This is a genomic window from Rhodococcus sp. DT1 (assembly GCF_049844875.1).
Taxonomy (GTDB): Bacteria; Actinomycetota; Actinomycetes; order Mycobacteriales; family Mycobacteriaceae; genus Rhodococcus.
Map to the genome: position 1 here is coordinate 294685 of NZ_JBNCLW010000006.1, position 20937 is coordinate 315621.

Here is a 20937-nt window from a genome sequence, read left to right on the forward strand (position 1 = left end):
CGCTCAGCCGGGATATTCCGTGCGAGCCTGCCCCGCCCGCACAGTCCGCGCCCACCAGTCGATCTGGTCGAGCATGCGCTCCGCCGCGTCGATCGCCGCCCCGTCGGTGGTGGTGCCGTCCTGCGCGAATGCGTGCTTGACGCGGTGGAAGCTCACCGATTCACGAACCGGCATCATGTGCACCTCGACGACGACCTGCCGGAGTTGCTCGACGGCGCGCAGACCGCCGGACAGCCCGCCGTAGGAGACGAATCCGACCGGTTTGGTGCGCCATTCGTGTTTCACGGTGTCGATCGCGGTCTTGAGGGCAGCGGGATATCCGTGGTTGTACTCCGAGGTGACCACGACGAACGCCTCGGCCGCGCCCACCCGGCGGGTGAACGCGTCGGCTTCGGGTCCTCCCGAGAGATCCTGCGGTAAGGGAGTGTCCGCGAGGTCGATGATTCCCACATCGAATTCTGCTCGGCGCCGAGCGGTCTCGGCGAACCAGTGGGCGACCACCGGTGCGACGCGTCCGGCGCGCACGCTGGCCACGACGATCTCGAGGCGGACCGGCCCGGTCCCGATCTGTGGGTCCATGCCTGCGATCCTAGGCGCGGTCAGGTGGTGAGACCGTGTGTCAGGAGCGCCGCCAGTTCGCGGTAGGCCTGGGCGTCGGCCAGTCCCGTGGCCTCGGCGACCTGCCGTTGCTGGATTCGCACCATGACGGACGCGACGACGTCGGCGACGAAGGCCGCGTGCACGTCGCGGAGATCGCCCGCGTCGACACCCTCGGAGATCAGCATGCGCACCCGATCTGCCGCCATCCGGGTGTTGCGCTCGTACACCTCGCGGGCGACGGGAGTTCGGGCGATGTCCTCCATGAAGCGCGCGGATGCCGGCTCGAGTTGCCGTCCGACCGCCTCGAGGTAGGTGCGGATCCGCGCTTCCGCTCCTGTACTGCGTGCGAGTTCTGCTTCGACGCGCTCGGTGGCACCCCGGAAGAAGTGCACCGTGACGGCGTAGACGAGCCGGTCCTTGTTCTCCGCGAGCGCGTAGAGCGTGGACTTCGAGCAGTGGAGGCGGGCGGCTATGTCGTCGAGGGTGAGGTGCGTGAAGCCCTCGGCCAGAAACATCGCGACGAGCTGGTCGAACAGTTGGGCCCGGCGCGCTGTCGTCCGGCGCGTCTCCGCTCTTGTCATACTTAGGACAGTACTGCAGTATCGTTCTCAGTACTGTTTTCTGAGGGAGGAATCCTGTGGCTGTCGAGCGTCTTCTGCCCACCCAAGAGGCCTACGACCTGATCGAGCTGACCCGCGACGTCGCCGACAAGGTATTGGCCCCGCGCGTCGACGAGCACGAGCGCGCCGAGACGTTCCCGGAGGGTGTGTTCCCGGCACTCGGTGCGGCCGGACTGCTGAGCCTGCCGTACCCCGAAGAGTTCGGCGGCGGCGACCAGCCGTACGAGGTCTACCTCCAGGTCCTCGAAGAACTCGGAGCCCGGTGGGCTGCGGTCGCGGTCGCGGTGAGTGTGCACGGCCTCTCCTGTTTCGCTCTGGCCACCCACGGCACCGACGAACAGAAGAACGCGTGGCTTCCGGACATGCTCGGTGGCAACACCATCGGCGCATACAGCCTGTCCGAGCCGCAGGCCGGATCGGATGCCGCCGCCCTCGCGTGCCGGGCGACCGCGGTCGACGGTGGATACCGCATCACCGGATCGAAGGCGTGGATCACCAACGGTGGCAAGGCCGATTTCTACACGCTGTTCGCTCGTACCGCGGACACCGGTTCGAAGGGCATCTCGTGTTTCCTCGTGCCCGACGGAACCGAGGGCCTGAGCTTCGGCAAGCCCGAGGAGAAGATGGGCCTGCACGCGATTCCCACCACCGCAGCACATTACGACGACGCGTTCGTCCCCGCCGACCGCCGTATCGGCGCCGAAGGCCAGGGGTTGCCCATCGCGTTCAGCGCGCTGGATTCGGGCCGCCTCGGCATCGCCGCCGTTGCCACCGGTATCGCACAGGCAGCGCTCGACGAGGCCACCGCCTACGCCAAGGAACGCAAGGCGTTCGGCAAGCGCATCATCGACCACCAGGGTCTCGGATTCGTCCTCGCCGACATGGCGGCGGCAGTGGACTCCGCCCGCGCCACCTACCTCGACGCCGCGCGCCGCAAGGACGCGGGTCTCCCCTACTCGCGCCAGGCCTCGGTTGCGAAACTCGTCGCGACGGACGCCGCCATGAAGGTCACCACCGATGCCGTGCAGGTGCTCGGCGGCTACGGGTACACGCGCGACTTCCCCGTCGAACGGTTCATGCGCGACGCCAAGATCACGCAGATCTTCGAGGGCACCAATCAGATTCAGCGTCTGGTGATCGCACGGTCCCTCGCCGGCTGAGCCGACCGGCGGTCTCCGGCACCGGGCGAGTCTCCGTCTAGTCGTGCGCGCCGATCAGCGCGCGGAGCGCGGCGATCTCCGCGTCGAGCGCGGCGCGACCGGACGGGGTGATCGTGACCCAGGTACGTGTGCGTCCTTTGCCTTCTTCACGCGTGCTCTCGAGCAGTCCCGCGTCGACGAGCACTTCGAGATGACGGTTCAGGTTGCCGTTCGTCAGGTGCAGTGTTTCCCGGAGCACTGCAGCACGAAGACAGCCGGACTCCCGCGGCGCCGACCGGCGCGACACGACATGGGACGGGACGAGACCCTCAGCAGCAACCCGGCACGATGGGCCCGCGGACTTCGCGGGTCGCGACATTGCGTGCGGCGAGTTCGTCGTCCGCCGGATAATCGACGCGCACGAGCGAGAGTCCGTGCGCGGGCGCGACGGCCACCGATGCGGCGCGCTCGCGCTCCTGCAGCAACGCGGTCATCCATTCGACGCTGCGCCGGCCCTCACCGACGGCGAGGGCAGCACCGACGAGGCTTCGCACCATCGACCAGCAGAACGCGTCGGCGCTGACATAGGCGGTGAGAATGTCACCGTCCCGCGACCAGTCGTAGCGCTGGAGTTCGCGGACCGTCGTGGCGCCGTCGCGGCGTTTGCAGAACGCGGCGAAATCGTGCAATCCGAGAAGCGATCGGGATGCGCGCTGCATGGCCTCGAGGTCGACGGTCTTCGGCCACGCCACGGTGTCGCGCGCACGCAACGGCTCCGCACCGTACGGCGCCGTCGTCAATCGATATTCGTAGTGGCGGCGGATCGCGGAGAACCGCGCATCGAAATGCTCCGGCGCCACGGAGATTCCGGTCACCCGGATATCGCGCGGAAGGAACCGTGCCAGTCGCCGGATCCAGCGCGAAGGGTCATCGGGCAGTGCCGCCGTGGGCACGTCGACGTGCGCGACCTGACCGGAGGCGTGCACCCCGGCGTCGGTGCGGCCCGCGACGGTGAGCAGCACAGGGGTACGCACGATCGCGCCGAGTTTCTCCTCGATCTCGCCGCACACCGTGCGGCGGCCGGGCTGTCGTGCCCATCCGGAGAAGTCGGTGCCGTCGTACGCGATATCGAGCCGGAGCCGGGTGAGCTCGGGCCCGTCCGCAACAGCGGGGTCGTGGGAAGCGACGAGCCCGCCGCCCTCGGAAGGGTCGGCGGGCTCGTGTGCTTCAGCAGATGCCGAAACCAAGGGAACTAGTCCTTCTTGGCCTCGTCGGCATCGGCGGCCGTAGCGGTGTCGTCCTCGATCGACTCGATGACGGCATCCGCGTTCTCGACCTGGGCATCGGTGGCGTCGGCCTCCACGGCCTCCACCACGTTGTCCTCGGCAGCCGGAGCAGACTGCGACGCGGCGACGCGGCGAGCGCGATCCGCCTCGTTGCTGACCGTCTTCTCACGGACGAGCTCGATGACCGCCATGGGGGCGTTGTCGCCCTTGCGCGGCATCGTCTTGATGATGCGGGTGTAGCCACCGTTGCGATCCTCGAAGGAAGGACCGATCTCCGCGAAGAGCGTGTGGACGACGTCCTTGTTGCGGAGGACCTTCAGCACCTCACGACGCGAAGCCAACGTGTTGGCCTTTGCGTGCGTGACGAGCTTCTCGGCGTAGGGGCGCAGGGCCTTGGCCTTGGACTCGGTGGTGGTGATGCGGCCGTGCTCGAAGAGCGCGGTGGCCAGGTTGGCGAAGATCGCCTTCTGGTGCGAGGCCGACCCGCCGAAGCGGGCGCCCTTCTTGGGCTTGGGCATGATTTTCTCCTAGTAACGGACCGTGAGCTGCTACAGCTGCTCGGTCTCGGCGTAGTCCTCGTTGCCGTCGGGCTCACTGAAGGAGCCGGGCTCGGTGTCGCTCCAGGTACCGGTCGCGGCGTCGTAGCCGGCGACGGTGCTGGGGTCGAACGAAGCGGGGCTGTCCTTGAGCGACAGGCCGAGCGAGTGCAGCTTGACCTTGACCTCATCGATGGACTTCTGACCGAAGTTGCGGATGTCGAGCAGATCGGACTCCGTGCGTGCCACGAGCTCACCGACGGTGTGAACGCCTTCGCGCTTGAGGCAGTTGTAGGACCGGACCGTGAGGTCGAGGTCCTCGATCGGAAGTCCGAAGGAGGCGATGTGGTCGGCCTCGGCGGGCGAGGGACCGATCTCGATACCTTCTGCTTCGACATTCAGCTCACGAGCCAGACCGAAGAGCTCCACGAGGGTCTTGCCCGCCGAAGCGAGCGCGTCCCGCGCCGTGATGGAGTTCTTGGTCTCCACGTCGAGAATCAGCCGATCGAAGTCGGTGCGCTGCTCGACGCGGGTCGCTTCCACCTTGTACGTCACCTTGAGCACCGGCGAGTAGATCGAGTCGACCGGGATACGGCCGATCTCGGCGCCGGACGCCTTGTTCTGGACGGCGGGGACGTAGCCGCGACCGCGCTCGACGACGAGCTCGATCTCCAGCTTTCCCTTGTCGTTCAGGGTGGCGATGTGCAGGTCCGGGTTATGAATGGTGACACCGGCCGGGGGGACGATGTCGCCGGCCGTAACGGTGCCGGGACCCTGCTTGCGGACGTACATGGTGACCGGCTCGTCCTCTTCCGAGCCGACCACGAGGCCCTTGAGGTTCAGGATGATGTCGGTGACATCCTCCTTCACCCCCGGAACCGTGGTGAACTCGTGGAGCACGCCGTCGATGCGAATGCTGGTGACGGCTGCGCCCGGGATCGAGGAGAGCAGGGTGCGACGAAGCGAGTTGCCGAGTGTGTACCCGAAGCCAGGCTCGAGGGGTTCGATGACGAACTTCGAACGGTTGTCAGCGATGACCTCTTCGGTCAGGGTGGGTCGCTGCGAAATGAGCATCTGTTGCCTCCTTGTGGGCGTCCGCTATTTGACGCCCTGGTGGATGGGTGTGTGTTTCTCCGGCCCGAAGGACCGGAGAAACACACGGCACGAAGTGCCTTACTTCGAGTAGTACTCGACGATGAGCTGTTCCTGCAGCGGGACGTCGATCTGTGCGCGCTCGGGCAGCTGGTGAACCAGCACCCGCAGACGCGAACCGACGACCTGCAGCCAACCCGGGATCGGGCGATCGCCCTGGGTCTCACGGGCCACCTGGAAGGGCAGCGTGCTCAGCGACTTCTCGCGGACATCGATGATGTCGTACTGCGAGACGCGGTAGCTGGGAACGTCGACCTTCTTGCCGTTGACCAGGAAGTGGCCGTGGCTGACGAGCTGACGAGCCTGACGACGCGTGCGGGCGAGGCCGGCACGGTAGACGACATTGTCCAGACGCGACTCGAGGATGGTCAGCAGCACCTCACCGGTCTTACCGGGACGGCTGGCGGCTTCCTCGTAGTAACGACGGAACTGCTTCTCCATGATTCCGTAGGAGAAGCGAGCCTTCTGCTTCTCCTGCAGCTGGAGCAGGTACTCGCTCTCCTTGATCCGCGCGCGGCCGTGCTGGCCGGGCGGGTAGGGGCGGCGCTCGAAGGCCTGATCGCCTCCGACCAGGTCGACGCGGAGACGACGCGACTTACGTGTAACGGGACCGGTATAACGTGCCATGACTTAGAACCTTTTCCTTTCCCGTATTAGACGCGACGCCGCTTGGGCGGACGGCAACCATTGTGCGGCTGGGGCGTGACGTCGGAGATGGTGCCGACCTCGAGGCCTGCGGCCTGGAGGGAGCGGATCGCGGTTTCGCGGCCCGAACCGGGGCCCTTCACGAAAACGTCGACCTTCTTGACACCGTGCTCCTGCGCCTTGCGGGCAGCGCTCTCGGCGGCGAGCTGGGCGGCGAACGGGGTCGACTTGCGCGAACCCTTGAAGCCGACGTGGCCCGACGACGCCCAGGAGATCACGTTGCCCTGGGGATCGGTGATGGACACGATGGTGTTGTTGAAGGTGCTCTTGATGTGAGCGGCGCCGTGCGGAACATTCTTCTTGTCCCTGCGCCGTGCCTTCTGGGTCTTCTTCGGACCGGCGGTGCGTGACTTGGGAGGCATTACTTCTTCTTTCCTGCGACGGTGCGCTTCGGACCCTTGCGGGTACGGGCGTTGGTCTTGGTGCGCTGTCCACGCACGGGCAGACCACGACGATGCCGCAGGCCCTGGTAGCAGCCGATCTCGATCTTGCGGCGGATATCCGCCTGGACCTCGCGGCGGAGGTCACCCTCGACCTTGTAGCTTTCCTCGATGTGCTCGCGGAGCTTGGCGAGATCCTCGTCGGACAGATCCTTGCTGCGCAGATCCGGGTTCACGCCGGTTGCCGCAAGGATTTCCTGGGAGCGCGTACGGCCGATGCCGTAGATGTAAGTGAGTGCGATCTCCATCCGCTTTTCACGGGGTAGATCGACACCTGCGAGACGTGCCATGTGGCATTCCTATTCGGTGTGCGGAGGTCTTCTCCCAGCCCGTCCCCTGCGTCGAAAAACTGTGTAAGTCGATAAACACAGTGGGGCCCCGGCCTCCGAACCGGGGGTTGATCGCACAGCTCCTCGACTGATCGAGGATCGTAACCGTGCGACTGGTGCTGGAAGGTCTTCTTTGCTTGTTGCCAAGCAGATCTTCGAGACGAAGGTCCGATCTAGCCCTGACGCTGCTTGTGACGCAGGTTCTCGCAGATCACCATGACCCGTCCGTTACGACGGATCACCTTGCACTTCTCGCAGATCTTCTTGACGCTAGGCTGAACCTTCACGTGCGTCCGATCTCCTGTATGTGCGCCCCCGGACACGGCTGACCGCGACCGAAGACAGGGTTCCCCCCGACCGTATAGCCGGGGAAGCTTCTACTTGTACCGGTAGACGATGCGTCCACGCGTCAAGTCGTAGGGCGAAAGCTCCACGACCACGCGGTCCTCGGGAAGGATACGAATGTAGTGCTGGCGCATCTTGCCGCTGATATGGGCCAGAACTTTATGACCGTTCTCCAGCTCGATGCGGAACATCGCATTGGGCAGTGGTTCGACAACCCGGCCCTCGACCTCGATTGCCCCGTCTTTCTTAGCCATATCCTCCGCGATCCGTCGTTCGATGTGTGGTTGCATCGGCATCCGATACCGTGACGCTCGGCCTCCGGAAGTCGCGCGAATCGAGATTCGACACGTACCGACCCGGAGCGCAGCGCGCACCACCGGTCAATGCTACGGGAGTTTTCCCACCAGGCCAAATGGAGACGGACGAGGAGGACACGAGTTGCGGGCGCTGATTCAGCGGGTGACGACCGCGTCGGTTGCGGTGGAGGGCGACGAGGTTGCCCGGATCACTCCCCCACCCGGCGGGCACGGTCTGCTCGTGCTCGTGGGGGTGACCCACGACGACGACGCGGCGACAGCGGCGACACTCGCCCGCAAGGTGTGGACGATGCGCATCCTCTACGACGAGAGATCTGCGTCCGATGTGGGCGCTCCGGTGCTGGTCGTCAGCCAGTTCACGCTGATGGCCGACACCCGGAAGAGCCGGCGGCCGTCCTGGTCGGCGGCGGCGCCGCGCAGTGTGGCGGAACCTCTCGTCGAGGAGTTCACGTCCGCGTTGCGTGCGCTCGGCGCACACGTCGAAACGGGAGTGTTCGGCGCACACATGGAGGTGAGCCTCGTCAACGACGGGCCGGTAACCCTGATCGTCGAGGTGTGACGAACGCCGCTACTCGGGGCGCAGCGTGAGGATGCGCGGGCCCGACTCGGTGACCGCGACGGTGTGCTCCCAATGCGCGGCGCGGCTGCCGTCCGACGTGACCACGGTCCAGTCGTCCTCGAGCACCTCGGTCTCGTACGTGCCGAGAGTGAGCATGGGCTCGATCGCGAGCACCGATCCGACCACCAGTTGCGGTCCCTTGCCGGGCGCGCCTTCGTTCGCCAGGAAGGGCTCCATGTGCATTTCGCGGCCGATGCCGTGGCCGCCGTAGCCGTCCACGATCCCGAAGGAACGGCCGAACAGCTTCTCGGCGGCGTGCGTGCCGTTCTCGATCGCGTGCGAGACGTCGGTGAGACGGTTGCCCGGAAGCATCGCCGCAATGCCGGCCTCCATCGACAGCCGCGTCGCCTCACTCAGCTCGGCGTCGTCCTGTGCGAGTTCACCGACCCCGAATGTCCATGCCGAGTCGCCGTGCCAGCCGTCGAGGATCGCGCCGCAGTCGATGGAGACCAGATCGCCTTCGGCGAGGATGTCGTCCGCCGACGGGATGCCGTGGACCACGCGGTCGTTGACCGACGAGCAGATCGAACCGGTGAAACCGTGGTATCCCAGGAAGGACGGAACGGCGCCCGCATCACGGATCACCGCTTCCGCCACCCGGTCGAGTTCCAGGGTGCTCACGCCCGGCTTCGCCGCATCCCTCACCGCAACGAGTGCGGCACCGACGATCGCGCCGGCGGCCGCCATCGCGTCGAGTTCACCGGCCGTACGGAACGGAACCACCTTGCGCTTGCGCCCGAAACCCATGTCGAAACTTCCTACGTGTTACTTGCCGAGCGCTGCGAGCGCCCGGGCGTTGATCTCCTCGACCTCACCGATGGCGTCGACCGTGATGATCGCGTCGCGGTAGTAGTCGAGCAGCGGAGCTGTCTCCTCGCGGTAGACCCGGAGGCGATTACGGATGACGTCCTCGGTGTCGTCGGCGCGGCCGCGAGCGAGCATGCGCCCGACGACGACGTCCTCGTCGATGACGAAGGACAGCACGCCGTCGAGGGCCACCCCGAGGTCCTGCAGGATGTTCTCGAGTTCCTTGGCCTGCTCGACGCTGCGCGGGAAGCCGTCGAGAAGGAAGCCGTGTGCCGCGTCGGGCTCGCCGAGACGGTCACGCACCATGTTGTTCGTGATCTCCGCGGGTACGAGGTCTCCTGCGTCGATGTACTTCTTGGCCTCGACGCCGAGCGGCGTTCCCTGCCCGATGTTGGCGCGGAACAGATCGCCGGTCGAGATCGCGGGGACACCGAGCTTGTCGGACAGGATCGCGGCCTGCGTGCCCTTTCCGGCACCGGGAGGACCGAGGAGTACAAGTCTCACTTGAGGAACCCTTCGTAGTTACGCTGCATCAATTGACTTTCGATCTGCTTGACGGTGTCCAGCGCGACACTGACAAGAATGAGCACCGCGGCGCCACCGAAAATGCTCGAGGCGGTCTGGCCCCCGGACAAGAAGAAGTTCGGCAGGGTTGCGATGAGACCGAGGTAGATCGAGCCCGGGACCGTGATGCGGTTGAGCACGAAGCTGAGGTACTCGGCGGTGGGCCGGCCCGGACGGATGCCCGGAATGAAGCCGCCGTACTTCTTCATCTCGTCGGCGCGTTCCTCCGGGTTGAAGGTGATCGCGACGTAGAAGAACACGAAGAAGACGATCAACGCGAAGTAGATCGAGATGTAGACGGGGTTGCTCGGATCGATCAGGTACGTGTTGACGATGCGCTGCCACCAGTTCGGCTCGACCGCCGATGTCGCGCCGGTGAGCTGCCCGATGAGGTTCGGCAGGTACAGCAGCGACGACGCGAAGATGACCGGGATGATGCCGGCCTGGTTGACCTTGAGCGGCAGGTACGTCGACGAACCGCCGTACATGCGCCGGCCCACCATGCGCTTGGCGTACTGGACCGGGATACGGCGCTGGCCCTGCTCGACGAACACGACGCCGGTGATGATGACCAGGGCCACCACACAGACGATCGCGAAGACGAGGCCGCCGCGCGACTCGAGGATGGTGCGACCCTCGGTCGGGAGCGCCGCAGCGATACCCGAGAAGATCAGCAGCGACATACCGTTGCCGACACCGCGCTCGGTGATGAGTTCGCCGAACCACATGACGACGGCGGCACCGGCGGTCATGACCAGGACGATGATGACCATCGCGAAGATGCTGTCATCGGCGAGGATCGGCTCGGAACAGCCCTGAAGCAGCTGCCCACGGGCCGCGAGGGCCACGATGCCGGTGGCTTGGAGAACAGCGAGTGCGACGGCCAGATAACGCGTGTACTGCGTCATCTTGGCCTGGCCGGACTGGCCTTCCTTGCGCAACTCCTCGAAGCGAGGGATGACGACGGTGAGCAACTGGACGATGATGCTCGCGGTAATGAACGGCATGATGCCGATCGCGAACACCGACAGCTGCAGCAGCGCACCACCGGAGAAGAGATTGATCAACGAGTAGATGCCGGCTTGATCACCACCGGCAAGCTGATCGACACAGGCCTGGACGTTGCCGTAGTCGACGCCCGGGGACGGCACGGTCGCACCGAGGCGATACAGGGCCACGAGACCGAGGGCGATGAGAATCTTCCGCCTCAGGTCCGGTGTCCTGAGGGCCGAAACGAAGGCGGAAAGCAAAGATCCTCCTGGCAGGCCGATCGGGGACGGCGGGTCGACTTCGGACCCGTCGGAAAAGTAGACAACTCTAAAACTCTAACAGTGTGCCCTCAGCGGGCGAGTACGCCGGTAGCGTACTTCAACTCGGTGAAAGCACGAACGGCCGCGATGCAGGGTTCTGCAACGCGGCCGTTCGCGAGCCTTGGCTCACATGATCGAACAGGTCAGACCAGTTCGGTCGTGGTGCCGCCGGCAGCGGCGATCTTTTCCTTGGCGGAGCCCGAGAACTTGTTGGCGGTGACCTGCACGGCCACCGACAGCTCGCCCTCGCCGAGCACCTTCACGAGCTGGTTCTTGCGGACCAGTCCGTTCGAGACGAGCTCGTCGATGCCGATCTGGCCACCCTCGGGGAACACCCGTGCGATGTCGCCGACATTGACGATCTGGTACTCGGTGCGGAATGCGTTCTTGAAGCCCTTGAGCTTCGGGAGACGCATGTGAATCGGCATCTGGCCACCTTCGAAGGCTGCCGACACGTTCTTACGTGCCTTCGTACCCTTCGTACCGCGACCAGCGGTCTTGCCCTTGGAACCCTCGCCACGTCCGACGCGGGTCTTTTCGGTCTTCGCGCCCGGAGCCGGGCGCAGGTGATGCAGCTTGATGGTCATTTTCAGACCTCCTCAACGGTCACGAGGTGACGCACCACGTTGATCAAGCCACGGTTCTGCGCATTGTCCTCGCGGACGACGGACTGACGGATCTTCCGCAGACCGAGGGTGCGCAGGCTGTCCCGCTGATTCGACTTGGCGCCGATGGTGCTCTTGATCTGGGTGATCTTCAGCTCTGCCATTACTTCACGCTCCCAGCAGCCTGTGCACGGGCGCGAAGCATGCCGGCGGGGGCAACTTCCTCGAGGGAGAGACCACGGCGAGCCGCAACCTCTTCCGGACGCTGCAGGCTCTTGAGAGCCGCAACCGTCGCGTGCACCACATTGATGGCGTTGTCGGAGCCCAGGGACTTCGACAGGATGTCGGAGATGCCCGCGCACTCCAGCACGGCACGCACCGCGCCACCGGCGATAACACCGGTACCCGGCGAAGCCGGACGCAGCATGACGATGCCTGCTGCGGCCTCACCCTGAACCGGGTGAGTGATGGTGGTGGCGATCATCGGCACGCGGAAGAAGCCCTTGCGAGCCTCTTCGACGCCCTTCTGGATGGCCGCGGGAACTTCCTTGGCCTTGCCGTAGCCGACGCCGACCAAGCCGTTACCGTCGCCCACGATCACCAGAGCGGTGAAGCTGAAGCGACGGCCGCCCTTGACGACCTTCGACACACGGTTGATCGAGACGACACGCTCGATGTAGTTCGACTTCTCGGCAGCGTTGCCGCCACGCGAGTCGCGGTCACGGCGGTCACGACCGCCGCGGTTGTCACCGCTGCTGCTGCTGTTGGGGTTCTGGCCGGCAGGGCCGCTGCCGCCGTCACGCCGCTGACGTCCCGGCATCAGGCGTTCCTTCCGTTCGAAAAAGTCATCATCAGAACTTCAACCCGCTTTCGCGAGCCGCGTCCGCGAGGGCCGCGATGCGGCCGCTGTAGGTGTGGCCACCGCGGTCGAAGACCACGGCCTCCACGCCGGCAGCCTTGGCGCGCTCGGCGATCAGCTGACCGACCTTCGCGCCACGAGCCTTCTTGTCGCCCTCGACAGCACGCACATCGGGTTCGATGGTCGAAGCTGCGGCGAGGGTCGTACCCGTCAGGTCGTCGATCAACTGCACATGCATGTGACGCGACGACCGGTTCACGACGAGACGCGGACGCTCGGTGGTGCCGGAGATCTTCTTGCGGAGGCGGAAGTGACGACGCGTCTTCGAGAGGCGACGCGTGGTGGACACGTCCTTGCCGCGCGGAATGCGCTTTGCCTTCTGGTTCTCGGTCTGGCTCATGATCACTTACCCGTCTTTCCGACCTTGCGACGGACCTGTTCACCCTCGTAGCGGATGCCCTTGCCCTTGTACGGGTCGGACTTGCGCAGCCGGCGGATGTTGGCAGCGATCTGGCCGACCTTCTGCTTGTCGATCCCCGTGATCGAGAACTTCGTCGGGGTCTCGACGGCAAACGTGATGCCCTCGGGCGCTTCGATCAGCACCGGGTGGCTGTAGCCCAGGGAGAACTCGAGGTCCTTACCCTTGAGTGCCACGCGGTAGCCGACACCGAAGATTTCCATCTTCGTGGTGTAGCCCTCGGTCACGCCGACGATGAGGTTCTGCACCAGGGTCCGGGACAGACCGTGCAGCGCACGGCTGCGACGCTCGTCGTTCGGACGCGTGACGTTGATTGCTCCGTCATCACCCTTGGTGACGACGATGGGCTCGGCGACCGTCAGCGAGAGGTTGCCCTTGGGGCCCTTCACTGCGACGGCCTGGCCATCGATGTTCACCTCGACACCCGAGGGGACGACTACGGGGAGTTTTCCGATTCGCGACATTGTGGTGGCCTCCCTTACCAGACGTAGGCGAGGACTTCCCCGCCCACCTTCTGCTTGGCCGCCTGGCGATCGGTGAGCAGGCCGGAAGACGTGGAGATAATCGCCACGCCGAGGCCGCCCAGGACCTTGGGCAGGTTGGTGGATTTCGCGTACACGCGCAGGCCGGGCTTCGACACGCGGCGCACGCCTGCAAGGCTGCGCTCACGGGAAGGGCCGTACTTGAGGTCGACGATGAGGGTCGTGCCCACCTCGGCGTCCTCGGTGCGGTAGTCGGAGATGTAGCCCTCGCGCTTGAGGATCTCGGCGATGTTCACCTTGATCTTCGAGGACGGGAGCTTGACCTCGTCGTGGTACGCCGTATTGGCGTTACGCAGACGTGTCAAGAAGTCTGCGATGGGGTCGGTCATGGTCATGGCTGACCTGTACACCTTTCTCGGTGCGGTTCCCATACAACACCGGGATATATCCCGGCCGTGGGCCTACATCGAACTCGGTTTCGATGCGGGTCCGCGGCAGATGCCGCAGACCCATGACAGCGTGGCGGTGGGCGGAGGCCGTCGGCGCTCCGCCCACCGTTCACGTCACCAGGAGCTCTTGTGAACTCCCGGAAGCTCACCGCGGTGTGCCATCTCGCGAAGGCAGATGCGGCAGAGTCCGAACTTGCGGAAGACCGAATGCGGGCGTCCGCAGCGCTGGCAGCGGGTGTAGGCGCGCACCGCGAACTTCGGCTTCTTGTTGGCCTTGTTGACCAGTGCCTTCTTAGCCATGGGCTCAGTTCTCCTTGAACGGGAAGCCGAGGTGCTTGAGCAGGGCACGGCCTTCTTCGTTGTTGGTGGCGGTCGTGACGACGGTGATGTCCATGCCGCGCGGGCGGTCGATCTTGTCCACGTCGATCTCGTGGAACATCGACTGCTCGTTCAGGCCGAACGTGTAGTTGCCGTTTCCGTCGAACTGGTTGCCGTTGAGGCCGCGGAAGTCCCGGATACGGGGCAGCGCGATGGACACGAGACGGTCCAGGAACTCCCACATGCGGTCGCCACGAAGCGTGACGCGGGCACCGATCGGCATGCCTTCGCGCAGCTTGAACTGTGCGATGGACTTACGTGCCTTGCGGATCTCGGGCTTCTGGCCGGTGATCAGGGCGAGGTCGTTGACCGCGCCGTTGATCAGCTTCGCGTCGCGGGCGGCGTCGCCGACACCCATGTTGACGACGACCTTCACGACGCCGGGGATCTGCATGACGTTCGCGTAGCCGTATTCCGACTGCAGCGCGTCGCGGATCTCCTCGCGGTACCGCACCTTCAGGCGCGGCATGGTCTTGGTCTCAGTGGTGGTCATGTCAGATGTCCTTCCCGTTCTTCCGGGAAATCCGAACGCGCTTGCCGGTCTCCTCGTCGACGCGGTAGCCCACGCGCGTGGCGTTGCCGTCCGAGTCGATGACCGCAACGTTGGAAACGTGGATCGGGGCCTCTTGCGTGACGATGCCGCCGGTGGAGGCACCACGCTCGTTGGCCGAGACTGCGGTGTGCTTCTTGATGCGGTTCACGCCCTCGACGAGGACACGGTTCTGCTTCGGGTAGGCCTCGATGACCTTGCCCTTGGCGCCCTTGTCCTTACCCGAGATGACGAGAACGGTGTCGCCCTTGTGCACCTTCATCACAGCACCTCCGGAGCAAGCGAGACGATCTTCATGAAGCGCTTGTCGCGAAGCTCGCGACCGACGGGTCCGAAGATGCGGGTTCCGCGAGGATCGTTGTCGCCCTTGATGAGGACGGCAGCGTTCTCGTCGAACTTGATGTACGAGCCGTCCGGCCGGCGGCGCTCCTTGGTGGTGCGCACGATAACGGCCTTGACGACCTCACCACGCTTGACGTTGCCGCCGGGGATCGCCTCCTTGACGGTGCCGACGATGATGTCACCGATACCGGCGTAGCGACGGGACGAGCCACCGAGAACGCGGATGCAGAGAATCTCCTTGGCACCCGTGTTGTCGGCGACGCGCAGTCGCGACTCCTGCTGGATCACTTACTTCTCCTTGACCTGGATTGGTATGTACGTCAGATTTCCGACCTGGACGTACGCGGTCGTCGTTTGCTCGCGGCGCACATACGCTGGGCGCACGGGTCCCGTGAGCAACCCGTCCAGAGTAGGCCATATACCGTACCCAGGGCAAATTAGCGAACCGTGTGCTCGGTCCCATGCCCCGGGTCCGGCTGTGCCGGCCCGTTCCGTACGTCACTACGGCGAAGAACAGCACCCCCACCACCCGAGTGATCGGGTGCCGGGGGTGCTGTCGAGGTACTTCACCGACGATGCCGGAAGCCTACTTGGCCTTCTCGAGCACCTCGACCAGACGCCACCGCTTCGACGCGGACAGCGGACGGGTCTCCATCAGCTGCACGCGGTCGCCGACGCCGGCGAGGCTGTTCTCGTCGTGTGCCTTCACCCGGGTGGTACGGCGGATGATCTTGCCGTACAGCGGGTGCTTCACACGATCCTCGAGCTCGACAACGATGGTCTTTTCCATCTTGTCCGAGACGACATAGCCGATGCGAACCTTGCGGCTCGCGCGGTCTTCGTTTGTGCTCACTGTCTTTTCCTCACTCATGCCACATCACCCGTGTTCGGGCCGGTGGCCAGTCCGAGCTCACGCTCGCGCAGCACCGTGTAGATACGTGCGATCTCGTTGCGAACGACACGCAGCCGACGGTTGTTGTCCAACTGTCCGGTGGCCATCTGGAAGCGCAGGTTGAACAGCTCTTCCTTGAACTCACGGACCTTGTCGGCCAGCTCTGCGTCGCTCAGCTCGCGGAGTTCCGCGGCGGGGGTACCGGTAGCCATCAGAACTGCTCCTCCCTCGTCACGATGCGGCACTTGCAGGGGAGCTTGTGCATCGCGCGACGCAGGGCCTCGCGAGCAATCTCCTCGTTCGGGTAGCTCATCTCGAACAGGACCCGACCGGGCTTGACGTTCGCGACCCACCACTCGGGGGAACCCTTACCGGAACCCATGCGGGTTTCGGCCGGCTTCTTCGTGAGGGGGCGATCCGGGAAGATGTTGATCCAGATCTTGCCGCCACGCTTGATGTGCCGGGTCATGGCGATACGAGCGGACTCGATCTGCCGGTTGGTGATGTAGGCCGGCTCGAGAGCCTGGATGCCCCACTCACCGAAGGTCACCTGGGTTCCGCCCTTGGCGGCACCCGTACGGCTCGGATGGTGCTGCTTGCGGTGTTTGACCCGCCGTGGGATCAACATGCGTCAGCCCTCCTTGTTCTCAGTCGAAGCGGGGGCGTCGGCCGAGGCTGCGCGGCCGGCGTCGGTGCTCGTCGCCGTGGTGCCCGACGCGCCGGAACGACGCGGGCGGCTGGGACGCTCACGACGCGGACGGTCGGCGGGAGCAGCTGCAGCAGCAGCGAGCTCACGACGGCCACCAACGATGTCGCCCTTGTAGATCCAGACCTTCACGCCGATACGACCGAAGGTGGTCTTGGCCTCGTACAGGCCGTAGTCGATGTCCGCACGCAGCGTGTGCAGCGGAACCCGACCCTCACGGTAGAACTCCGAGCGCGACATCTCGGCGCCACCGAGGCGGCCCGAGCACTGCACGCGGATGCCCTTGACGTTGGGCTGACGCATGGCCGACTGAATGGCCTTGCGCATCGCCCGACGGAAGGCAACACGGTTCGAGAGCTGCTCGGCGACGCCCTGCGCCACCAGCTGAGCCTCGGACTCCGAGTTCTTGACCTCGAGGATGTTCAGCTGGACCTGCTTACCGGTCAGCTTCTCGAGCTCGGCGCGAATGCGATCGGCCTCGGCGCCGCGGCGACCGATGACGATGCCCGGGCGTGCGGTGTGGATGTCCACACGCACACGGTCACGGGTGCGCTCGATTTCGACCTTCGCGATGCCTGCACGCTCGAGGCCGGAGGCCAGGAACTTACGGATCGCGACGTCTTCCTTGACGTATTCCGCGTACTGCTTGTCTGCGTACCAACGCGACTTCCAGTCGGTGGTGATGCCCAGACGGAAGCCGTGCGGGTTGATCTTCTGGCCCACTACTGAGCTCCCTTCCGGCGGTTGCGAGTCGAACCCGACCGAGATGCGACGCTTTCCACGATCACGGTGATGTGGCTCGACCGCTTGCGGATTCGGAACGCACGGCCCTGGGCACGCGGCTGGAACCGCTTCAGGGTCGCACCCTCGTCCACATACGCCGTCGCGACGACGAGCGTGCTGGGGTCGAGGTTGTAATTGTTCTCCGCGTTCGCAGCGGCAGAGGCGATCACCTTGGCGACCGGCTCGGCCGCGGCCTGCGGCGCGAACTTGAGGATTGCGAGGGCTTCCTCGACGGACTTACCGCGAACGATGTCGACGACGCGGCGCGCCTTCATCGGGGTTACGCGCACGTGGCGCGCAACAGCCCGAGCGCTGTTGGTTGTGGTTTCAGTGCTCATCGACGCTTGCTCTTCCGGTCGTCCTTGATGTGGCCCTTGAACGTACGGGTCGGTGCGAATTCACCGAGCTTGTGGCCGACCATCGAATCCGAGATGAACACCGGCACGTGCTTGCGTCCGTCATGGACGGCAAACGTGTGACCGATGAAGTCCGGCAGAATCGTGGAACGGCGCGACCAGGTCTTGATGACCTGCTTGGTGCCCTTCTCGTTCTGGACGTCGACCTTCGCCAGGAGGTGGTCGTCGACGAACGGGCCCTTCTTGAGGCTGCGTGGCATTCTCTAACTCCCTCCTTGACTAGCGCTTTTTACCGGTACGGCGGCGACGGACGATGAGCTTGTCGGACGCCTTGTTCTTGCGGGTACGGCCTTCCGGCTTACCCCAGGGGCTGACCGGGTGGCGACCACCCGAGGTCTTGCCCTCGCCACCACCGTGCGGGTGGTCGACCGGGTTCATCACGACACCACGGACGGTCGGGCGCTTGCCCTTCCACCGCATACGGCCGGCCTTACCCCAGTTGATGTTCGACTGCTCGGCGTTGCCGACCTCGCCGACGGTGGCGCGGCAGCGCACGTCGACGCGACGGATTTCACCGGACGGCATACGCAGCGTGGCGTAGGTGCCTTCCTTACCGAGGAGCTGGATGCTCGCGCCGGCGGAACGTGCCATCTTGGCGCCGCCACCCGGACGCAGCTCGACTGCGTGGATGGTGGTACCGGTCGGGATGTTGCGCAGCGGCAGGTTGTTACCCGGCTTGATGTCGGCCGTGGGGCCGGACTCGACCGGAGCACCCTGCATCAGGCCCTTGGGGGCGATGATGTAGCGCTTCTCGCCGTCCACGTAGTGGAGCAGCGCGATGCGAGCGGTGCGGTTGGGGTCGTACTCGATGTGAGCGACCTTCGCCGGGATTCCGTCCTTGTCGTTGCGACGGAAATCGATCAGGCGGTAGGCGCGCTTGTGGCCGCCACCCTTGTGCCGGGTGGTGATGCGACCGTGCGCATTACGTCCACCACGACCGTGAAGCGGGCGAACCAGCGACTTTTCGGGCGTCGACCGAGTGATCTCGGCGAAGTCCGACACGCTGGCGCCACGACGGCCCGGCGTAGTCGGCTTGTACTTACGGATTGCCATGAGTCTTCTCGTCCTCTATCTCTCGAGAGTTCCGATCGCTACGCGACCGGGCCTCCGAAGATCTCGATGGGCTTGCTGTCGGCGGCCAGGGTCACGAGCGCGCGCTTGGTGTCCTTGCGCTTGCCGTAACCGGAGCGGGTCCGCTTGCGCTTGCCCTGACGGTTCGCGGTGTTGACGCTGGTCACCTTGACGCCGAAGACCTTCTCGACGGCAATCTTGATCTGCGTCTTGTTCGAGTCCGGGTGAACCAGGAAGGTGTACGTGCCGTCTTCCATCAGTCCATAGGACTTCTCGGAGATGACGGGAGCCAGCAGGATGTCGCGCGGATCGGCGATCGTGCTCACTTGGTCTCCTCCTTGAATTCCTGGCCGGACTCTGCCGGGCCGTGGATGAACGCGTTCAGCGCTTCGACGCTGAACACAACGTCGTCGCTGTAGAGCACGTCGTAGGTGTTCAGCTGATCCGGCGCGAGCGCGTGGACGTTCGGAAGGTTCTGCACCGACTTCCACGCCGCCACGTCTTCACGGCCGACGACGAGCAGGACCTTCTTGCGGTCGCTGATTTCGCCGAGGAACGTGCGAGCACTCTTCGTCGACGGGGTCTGACCCGCGACGAGTTCGGTGATCACGTGGATGCGCTCGTTGCGTGCCCGGTCGGAGAGGGCACCGCGGAGAGCGGCAGCCTTCATCTTCTTGGGGGTGCGCTGCGAGTAGTCGCGCGGCTGCGGGCCGTGGACGACGCCGCCACCGACGAACTGCGGTGCACGGGTCGAACCCTGGCGGGCGCGGCCGGTGCCCTTCTGGCGGTACGGCTTCTTGCCGCCGCCGCGGACCTCGCCACGAGTCTTCGTGGAGTGCGTGCCCTGGCGAGCCGCCGCAAGCTGTGCGACGACGACCTGGTGCAGCAACGCGATGTTCGCGGGAGCGTCGAAGATCTCCGAGGGGAGATCGACGGTGCCGTTGGACTGGCCACCGGGCGCCTTGACGTCCAGTGTCAGCTTGGTTGCGGTCTCGGTGCTCATGCCCGTGCACCACCCTTCACTGCAGTCTTGACGATCACGAGGCCGCCCTTACGGCCGGGGATCGCGCCCTTGATCAGGAGCAGACCGTTCTCGGCATCCACCTTGTGGACCGAGAGGTTCTGCGTCGTGATGCGGTCGGAGCCCATCCGGCCGGACATGCGCGTGCCCTTGAACACGCGGCCCGGGGTGGCGCAGCCACCGATGGAACCCGGACGACGGTGCACAGCCTGCGCACCGTGCGAGGCACCCTGGCCCGCGAAGCCGTGACGCTTCATGGTGCCGGCGAAGCCCTTGCCCTTGGAGGTGCCGGTGACGTCGACGAATGCGCCGTCCTCGAAAACCTCTGCGGTGAGCTCCTGGCCGACCTCGTAGTCCGAGGTGTCCTCGACGCGAAGCTCGACGAGGTGGCGACGCGGGGTCACGCCGGCCTTGTCGAACTGGCCGCGGACGGGCTTGTTGACCTTGCGAGGCGCGATGGCACCGAACGCGAGCTGCACGGCGTTGTAGCCGTCGCGCTCCTCGGTGCGAACCTGCGTGACCACGTTCGGTCCGGCCTTGACGACGGTCACCGGAACGACCCGGTTGTTCTCGTCGAAGACCTGGGTCATGCCGAGCTTGGTGCCCAGGATTCCCTTGATCTGGTTAGTCATGTGTTATCTCCGCTGCGTCTTCCGAAGCTCACTGAATGTTGACATCGACGCTCGCCGGAAGGTCGATGCGCATGAGCGCGTCGACAGTCTTCGGCGTCGGGTCGAGGATGTCGATCAGCCGCTTGTGGGTACGCATCTCGAAGTGCTCGCGCGAGTCCTTGTACTTGTGCGGCGAACGAATGACGCAGTACACGTTCTTTTCTGTAGGCAACGGCACCGGGCCGACCACGCGGGCACCCGTACGGGTGACCGTCTCGACGATCTTGCGCGCAGATGCGTCGATCGCCTCGTGGTCATAGGCCTTGAGCCTGATGCGGATCTTCTGTCCCGCCACGCTTAGTGTCCTTTTCTTGCCGCGTTTCGTAGCACCCGATCAAGCCGGGAACCACCTCGTCTGCACAGTTCCCCAGGGGAACGGCGACAGAGAACAGCACTGGAATACACATTGCGAGCCGGGGTCACCCGATCCGCTGCCGCTGTTCATCTGTCATTGTTCTCCGGTCC

At 65.1% G+C, this 20937-nt stretch carries 37 protein-coding genes; 2 read left to right on the plus strand and 35 right to left on the minus strand.

Translation table 11 applies throughout. From position 1 onward, the window contains the following. Window positions 1-3: 3 nt before the first annotated feature. Both ACLQ3J_RS17380 and ACLQ3J_RS17385 read right to left on the minus strand, forming a co-directional pair. Window positions 4-579, minus strand: a complete 576-nt coding sequence (locus ACLQ3J_RS17380; RefSeq protein WP_425904002.1) for an NADPH-dependent FMN reductase — start codon at window positions 577-579, stop codon at window positions 4-6. A 20-nt stretch (window positions 580-599) separates the two neighbouring features. Next, window positions 600-1181: a TetR/AcrR family transcriptional regulator gene (locus ACLQ3J_RS17385; RefSeq protein WP_425904004.1), complete on the minus strand. Its 582-nt coding sequence runs from the start codon at window positions 1179-1181 to the stop codon at window positions 600-602. A 56-nt stretch (window positions 1182-1237) separates the two neighbouring features. Here ACLQ3J_RS17385 and ACLQ3J_RS17390 point away from each other — a divergent pair, with 56 nt between their 5' ends. Then, window positions 1238-2380 carry an acyl-CoA dehydrogenase family protein gene (locus ACLQ3J_RS17390; protein ID WP_169651619.1) on the plus strand — a complete coding sequence of 381 codons (1143 nt, stop codon included), beginning with the start codon at window positions 1238-1240 and terminating at the stop codon, window positions 2378-2380. A gap of 37 nt (window positions 2381-2417) precedes the next feature. Here the strand turns inward: ACLQ3J_RS17390 and ACLQ3J_RS17395 are convergent, their stop codons facing one another. From ACLQ3J_RS17395 to infA, 9 genes are all read right to left on the minus strand, one after another. Beyond that, window positions 2418-2618, minus strand: coding sequence for a transcriptional regulator (locus ACLQ3J_RS17395; RefSeq protein ID WP_425904005.1), 201 nt, complete (start codon window positions 2616-2618; stop codon window positions 2418-2420). Window positions 2619-2688: 70 nt separating this feature from the next. Next, window positions 2689-3606, minus strand: a complete 918-nt coding sequence (truA, locus tag ACLQ3J_RS17400; protein WP_169619955.1) for a tRNA pseudouridine(38-40) synthase TruA — start codon at window positions 3604-3606, stop codon at window positions 2689-2691. Window positions 3607-3611: 5 nt separating this feature from the next. Continuing rightward, the gene (gene rplQ / locus ACLQ3J_RS17405) at window positions 3612-4163 is read right to left on the minus strand and encodes a 50S ribosomal protein L17 (protein WP_169619956.1); all 552 of its coding nucleotides are present in this window, start codon (window positions 4161-4163) and stop codon (window positions 3612-3614) included. Between the two features lie 30 nt (window positions 4164-4193). After that, window positions 4194-5255: a DNA-directed RNA polymerase subunit alpha gene (locus ACLQ3J_RS17410; RefSeq protein ID WP_169619957.1), complete on the minus strand. Its 1062-nt coding sequence runs from the start codon at window positions 5253-5255 to the stop codon at window positions 4194-4196. A 99-nt stretch (window positions 5256-5354) separates the two neighbouring features. Continuing rightward, complete coding sequence (gene rpsD / locus ACLQ3J_RS17415) at window positions 5355-5960, minus strand: 30S ribosomal protein S4 (protein ID WP_169619958.1); 606 nt, start codon at window positions 5958-5960, stop codon at window positions 5355-5357. A gap of 26 nt (window positions 5961-5986) precedes the next feature. Beyond that, window positions 5987-6400, minus strand: a complete 414-nt coding sequence (gene rpsK, locus ACLQ3J_RS17420) for a 30S ribosomal protein S11 (RefSeq protein WP_072699591.1) — start codon at window positions 6398-6400, stop codon at window positions 5987-5989. Beyond that, window positions 6400-6768 (minus strand): 30S ribosomal protein S13, encoded by a 369-nt coding sequence (gene rpsM / locus ACLQ3J_RS17425; RefSeq protein ID WP_072699592.1) that lies wholly within the window; start codon window positions 6766-6768, stop codon window positions 6400-6402. Before rpsM ends, rpsK begins: the two co-directional genes overlap by 1 nt. Before the next feature lie 212 nt (window positions 6769-6980). Continuing rightward, window positions 6981-7094: a 50S ribosomal protein L36 gene (rpmJ, locus tag ACLQ3J_RS17430; RefSeq protein ID WP_003938068.1), complete on the minus strand. Its 114-nt coding sequence runs from the start codon at window positions 7092-7094 to the stop codon at window positions 6981-6983. 90 nt (window positions 7095-7184) lie between these two features. Next, window positions 7185-7406, minus strand: a complete 222-nt coding sequence (gene infA / locus ACLQ3J_RS17435; RefSeq protein ID WP_005140011.1) for a translation initiation factor IF-1 — start codon at window positions 7404-7406, stop codon at window positions 7185-7187. A 184-nt stretch (window positions 7407-7590) separates the two neighbouring features. On the opposite strand from infA, the gene dtd reads away from it, so the two are divergent. Further along, entirely contained in the window at window positions 7591-8028 is a 438-nt protein-coding gene (dtd, locus tag ACLQ3J_RS17440) for a D-aminoacyl-tRNA deacylase (protein ID WP_425904008.1), read from the plus strand. Between the two features lie 9 nt (window positions 8029-8037). Here dtd and map read toward each other — a convergent pair whose 3' ends face one another. The 24 genes from map to rpsJ all read right to left on the minus strand — a co-directional run bounded on the left by map (window position 8038) and on the right by rpsJ (window position 20767). After that, the gene (gene map / locus ACLQ3J_RS17445; protein WP_296551753.1) at window positions 8038-8835 is read right to left on the minus strand and encodes a type I methionyl aminopeptidase; all 798 of its coding nucleotides are present in this window, start codon (window positions 8833-8835) and stop codon (window positions 8038-8040) included. A gap of 18 nt (window positions 8836-8853) precedes the next feature. Next, entirely contained in the window at window positions 8854-9399 is a 546-nt protein-coding gene (locus ACLQ3J_RS17450) for an adenylate kinase (protein WP_296551752.1), read from the minus strand. Continuing rightward, window positions 9396-10709, minus strand: a complete 1314-nt coding sequence (secY, locus tag ACLQ3J_RS17455; protein WP_169619962.1) for a preprotein translocase subunit SecY — start codon at window positions 10707-10709, stop codon at window positions 9396-9398. The genes ACLQ3J_RS17450 and secY overlap by 4 nt, the downstream gene beginning before the upstream one ends. A gap of 203 nt (window positions 10710-10912) precedes the next feature. Next, a complete protein-coding gene (gene rplO, locus ACLQ3J_RS17460) occupies window positions 10913-11356 on the minus strand; it encodes a 50S ribosomal protein L15 (protein WP_169619963.1) in 444 nt (147 codons plus the stop codon). 2 nt (window positions 11357-11358) lie between these two features. Beyond that, a complete protein-coding gene (rpmD, locus tag ACLQ3J_RS17465; RefSeq protein WP_006554593.1) occupies window positions 11359-11538 on the minus strand; it encodes a 50S ribosomal protein L30 in 180 nt (59 codons plus the stop codon). Beyond that, entirely contained in the window at window positions 11538-12194 is a 657-nt protein-coding gene (gene rpsE / locus ACLQ3J_RS17470; protein WP_169619964.1) for a 30S ribosomal protein S5, read from the minus strand. Before rpsE ends, rpmD begins: the two co-directional genes overlap by 1 nt. Window positions 12195-12225: 31 nt before the next feature. Beyond that, a complete protein-coding gene (gene rplR / locus ACLQ3J_RS17475; protein ID WP_169619965.1) occupies window positions 12226-12633 on the minus strand; it encodes a 50S ribosomal protein L18 in 408 nt (135 codons plus the stop codon). Between the two features lie 2 nt (window positions 12634-12635). Further along, entirely contained in the window at window positions 12636-13175 is a 540-nt protein-coding gene (gene rplF, locus ACLQ3J_RS17480) for a 50S ribosomal protein L6 (protein ID WP_169619966.1), read from the minus strand. Between the two features lie 14 nt (window positions 13176-13189). After that, window positions 13190-13588 carry a 30S ribosomal protein S8 gene (gene rpsH, locus ACLQ3J_RS17485; RefSeq protein WP_169619967.1) on the minus strand — a complete coding sequence of 133 codons (399 nt, stop codon included), beginning with the start codon at window positions 13586-13588 and terminating at the stop codon, window positions 13190-13192. 168 nt (window positions 13589-13756) lie between these two features. Then, entirely contained in the window at window positions 13757-13942 is a 186-nt protein-coding gene (locus ACLQ3J_RS17490) for a type Z 30S ribosomal protein S14 (RefSeq protein ID WP_006554598.1), read from the minus strand. A gap of 4 nt (window positions 13943-13946) precedes the next feature. Next, window positions 13947-14513 (minus strand): 50S ribosomal protein L5, encoded by a 567-nt coding sequence (gene rplE / locus ACLQ3J_RS17495; RefSeq protein WP_169619968.1) that lies wholly within the window; start codon window positions 14511-14513, stop codon window positions 13947-13949. A 1-nt stretch (window position 14514) separates the two neighbouring features. Then, entirely contained in the window at window positions 14515-14832 is a 318-nt protein-coding gene (gene rplX, locus ACLQ3J_RS17500) for a 50S ribosomal protein L24 (protein ID WP_072699603.1), read from the minus strand. Continuing rightward, on the minus strand, window positions 14832-15200 hold the full coding sequence (gene rplN / locus ACLQ3J_RS17505; protein ID WP_072699604.1) for a 50S ribosomal protein L14: 369 nt from the start codon (window positions 15198-15200) through the stop codon (window positions 14832-14834). Before rplN ends, rplX begins: the two co-directional genes overlap by 1 nt. Before the next feature lie 298 nt (window positions 15201-15498). Further along, window positions 15499-15783 (minus strand): 30S ribosomal protein S17, encoded by a 285-nt coding sequence (gene rpsQ, locus ACLQ3J_RS17510; RefSeq protein WP_169619969.1) that lies wholly within the window; start codon window positions 15781-15783, stop codon window positions 15499-15501. After that, on the minus strand, window positions 15780-16016 hold the full coding sequence (rpmC, locus tag ACLQ3J_RS17515; RefSeq protein ID WP_072699606.1) for a 50S ribosomal protein L29: 237 nt from the start codon (window positions 16014-16016) through the stop codon (window positions 15780-15782). The genes rpsQ and rpmC overlap by 4 nt, the downstream gene beginning before the upstream one ends. After that, window positions 16016-16432: a 50S ribosomal protein L16 gene (gene rplP, locus ACLQ3J_RS17520; RefSeq protein ID WP_072699607.1), complete on the minus strand. Its 417-nt coding sequence runs from the start codon at window positions 16430-16432 to the stop codon at window positions 16016-16018. The genes rpmC and rplP overlap by 1 nt, the downstream gene beginning before the upstream one ends. A 3-nt stretch (window positions 16433-16435) precedes the next feature. Continuing rightward, entirely contained in the window at window positions 16436-17233 is a 798-nt protein-coding gene (gene rpsC, locus ACLQ3J_RS17525) for a 30S ribosomal protein S3 (protein WP_072699608.1), read from the minus strand. Then, window positions 17233-17631, minus strand: a complete 399-nt coding sequence (rplV, locus tag ACLQ3J_RS17530) for a 50S ribosomal protein L22 (protein ID WP_425904013.1) — start codon at window positions 17629-17631, stop codon at window positions 17233-17235. The genes rpsC and rplV overlap by 1 nt, the downstream gene beginning before the upstream one ends. Continuing rightward, window positions 17628-17909, minus strand: a complete 282-nt coding sequence (rpsS, locus tag ACLQ3J_RS17535; RefSeq protein WP_072699610.1) for a 30S ribosomal protein S19 — start codon at window positions 17907-17909, stop codon at window positions 17628-17630. The genes rplV and rpsS overlap by 4 nt, the downstream gene beginning before the upstream one ends. A 19-nt stretch (window positions 17910-17928) precedes the next feature. Next, the gene (rplB, locus tag ACLQ3J_RS17540; RefSeq protein ID WP_169619971.1) at window positions 17929-18762 is read right to left on the minus strand and encodes a 50S ribosomal protein L2; all 834 of its coding nucleotides are present in this window, start codon (window positions 18760-18762) and stop codon (window positions 17929-17931) included. Window positions 18763-18800: 38 nt separating this feature from the next. After that, complete coding sequence (gene rplW, locus ACLQ3J_RS17545) at window positions 18801-19106, minus strand: 50S ribosomal protein L23 (RefSeq protein ID WP_072813738.1); 306 nt, start codon at window positions 19104-19106, stop codon at window positions 18801-18803. Continuing rightward, window positions 19103-19783: a 50S ribosomal protein L4 gene (gene rplD, locus ACLQ3J_RS17550; protein ID WP_169619972.1), complete on the minus strand. Its 681-nt coding sequence runs from the start codon at window positions 19781-19783 to the stop codon at window positions 19103-19105. Before rplD ends, rplW begins: the two co-directional genes overlap by 4 nt. Then, entirely contained in the window at window positions 19780-20433 is a 654-nt protein-coding gene (rplC, locus tag ACLQ3J_RS17555) for a 50S ribosomal protein L3 (RefSeq protein ID WP_169619973.1), read from the minus strand. The genes rplD and rplC overlap by 4 nt, the downstream gene beginning before the upstream one ends. A gap of 28 nt (window positions 20434-20461) precedes the next feature. Then, window positions 20462-20767, minus strand: coding sequence for a 30S ribosomal protein S10 (gene rpsJ / locus ACLQ3J_RS17560; protein ID WP_003938093.1), 306 nt, complete (start codon window positions 20765-20767; stop codon window positions 20462-20464). Window positions 20768-20937: the final 170 nt, after the last annotated feature.

What these genes read in the sequence shown, in the direction of transcription:
- rpsE (WP_169619964.1), bottom strand. Translation starts at nt 12,194, where the DNA reads ATGCCGGGACGTCAGCGGCGTGACGGCGGCAGCGGCCCTGCCGGCCAG.
- map (WP_296551753.1), bottom strand. Translation starts at nt 8,835, where the DNA reads ATGGGTTTCGGGCGCAAGCGCAAGGTGGTTCCGTTCCGTACGGCCGGT.
- rplD (WP_169619972.1), bottom strand. Translation starts at nt 19,783, where the DNA reads ATGAGCACCGAGACCGCAACCAAGCTGACACTGGACGTCAAGGCGCCC.
- rplO (WP_169619963.1), bottom strand. Translation starts at nt 11,356, where the DNA reads ATGACCATCAAGCTGCATCACCTGCGCCCGGCTCCGGGCGCGAAGACC.
- ACLQ3J_RS17490 (WP_006554598.1), bottom strand. Translation starts at nt 13,942, where the DNA reads ATGGCTAAGAAGGCACTGGTCAACAAGGCCAACAAGAAGCCGAAGTTC.
- rpsD (WP_169619958.1), bottom strand. Translation starts at nt 5,960, where the DNA reads ATGGCACGTTATACCGGTCCCGTTACACGTAAGTCGCGTCGTCTCCGC.
- rplX (WP_072699603.1), bottom strand. Translation starts at nt 14,832, where the DNA reads ATGAAGGTGCACAAGGGCGACACCGTTCTCGTCATCTCGGGTAAGGAC.
- rplF (WP_169619966.1), bottom strand. Translation starts at nt 13,175, where the DNA reads ATGTCGCGAATCGGAAAACTCCCCGTAGTCGTCCCCTCGGGTGTCGAG.
- rpmC (WP_072699606.1), bottom strand. Translation starts at nt 16,016, where the DNA reads ATGGCTACCGGTACCCCCGCCGCGGAACTCCGCGAGCTGAGCGACGCA.
- rplV (WP_425904013.1), bottom strand. Translation starts at nt 17,631, where the DNA reads ATGAGCACTGAAACCACAACCAACAGCGCTCGGGCTGTTGCGCGCCAC.
- ACLQ3J_RS17385 (WP_425904004.1), bottom strand. Translation starts at nt 1,181, where the DNA reads ATGACAAGAGCGGAGACGCGCCGGACGACAGCGCGCCGGGCCCAACTG.
- rpsQ (WP_169619969.1), bottom strand. Translation starts at nt 15,783, where the DNA reads ATGAGTGAGGAAAAGACAGTGAGCACAAACGAAGACCGCGCGAGCCGC.
- rplC (WP_169619973.1), bottom strand. Translation starts at nt 20,433, where the DNA reads ATGACTAACCAGATCAAGGGAATCCTGGGCACCAAGCTCGGCATGACC.
- rplE (WP_169619968.1), bottom strand. Translation starts at nt 14,513, where the DNA reads ATGACCACCACTGAGACCAAGACCATGCCGCGCCTGAAGGTGCGGTAC.
- rpsK (WP_072699591.1), bottom strand. Translation starts at nt 6,400, where the DNA reads ATGCCTCCCAAGTCACGCACCGCCGGTCCGAAGAAGACCCAGAAGGCA.
- rplP (WP_072699607.1), bottom strand. Translation starts at nt 16,432, where the DNA reads ATGTTGATCCCACGGCGGGTCAAACACCGCAAGCAGCACCATCCGAGC.
- rpsM (WP_072699592.1), bottom strand. Translation starts at nt 6,768, where the DNA reads ATGGCACGTCTCGCAGGTGTCGATCTACCCCGTGAAAAGCGGATGGAG.
- rplR (WP_169619965.1), bottom strand. Translation starts at nt 12,633, where the DNA reads ATGAGCCAGACCGAGAACCAGAAGGCAAAGCGCATTCCGCGCGGCAAG.
- rpsS (WP_072699610.1), bottom strand. Translation starts at nt 17,909, where the DNA reads ATGCCACGCAGCCTCAAGAAGGGCCCGTTCGTCGACGACCACCTCCTG.
- infA (WP_005140011.1), bottom strand. Translation starts at nt 7,406, where the DNA reads ATGGCTAAGAAAGACGGGGCAATCGAGGTCGAGGGCCGGGTTGTCGAA.
- rplQ (WP_169619956.1), bottom strand. Translation starts at nt 4,163, where the DNA reads ATGCCCAAGCCCAAGAAGGGCGCCCGCTTCGGCGGGTCGGCCTCGCAC.
- ACLQ3J_RS17410 (WP_169619957.1), bottom strand. Translation starts at nt 5,255, where the DNA reads ATGCTCATTTCGCAGCGACCCACCCTGACCGAAGAGGTCATCGCTGAC.
- rplB (WP_169619971.1), bottom strand. Translation starts at nt 18,762, where the DNA reads ATGGCAATCCGTAAGTACAAGCCGACTACGCCGGGCCGTCGTGGCGCC.
- ACLQ3J_RS17380 (WP_425904002.1), bottom strand. Translation starts at nt 579, where the DNA reads ATGGACCCACAGATCGGGACCGGGCCGGTCCGCCTCGAGATCGTCGTG.
- rpsH (WP_169619967.1), bottom strand. Translation starts at nt 13,588, where the DNA reads ATGACCATGACCGACCCCATCGCAGACTTCTTGACACGTCTGCGTAAC.
- rpmD (WP_006554593.1), bottom strand. Translation starts at nt 11,538, where the DNA reads ATGGCAGAGCTGAAGATCACCCAGATCAAGAGCACCATCGGCGCCAAG.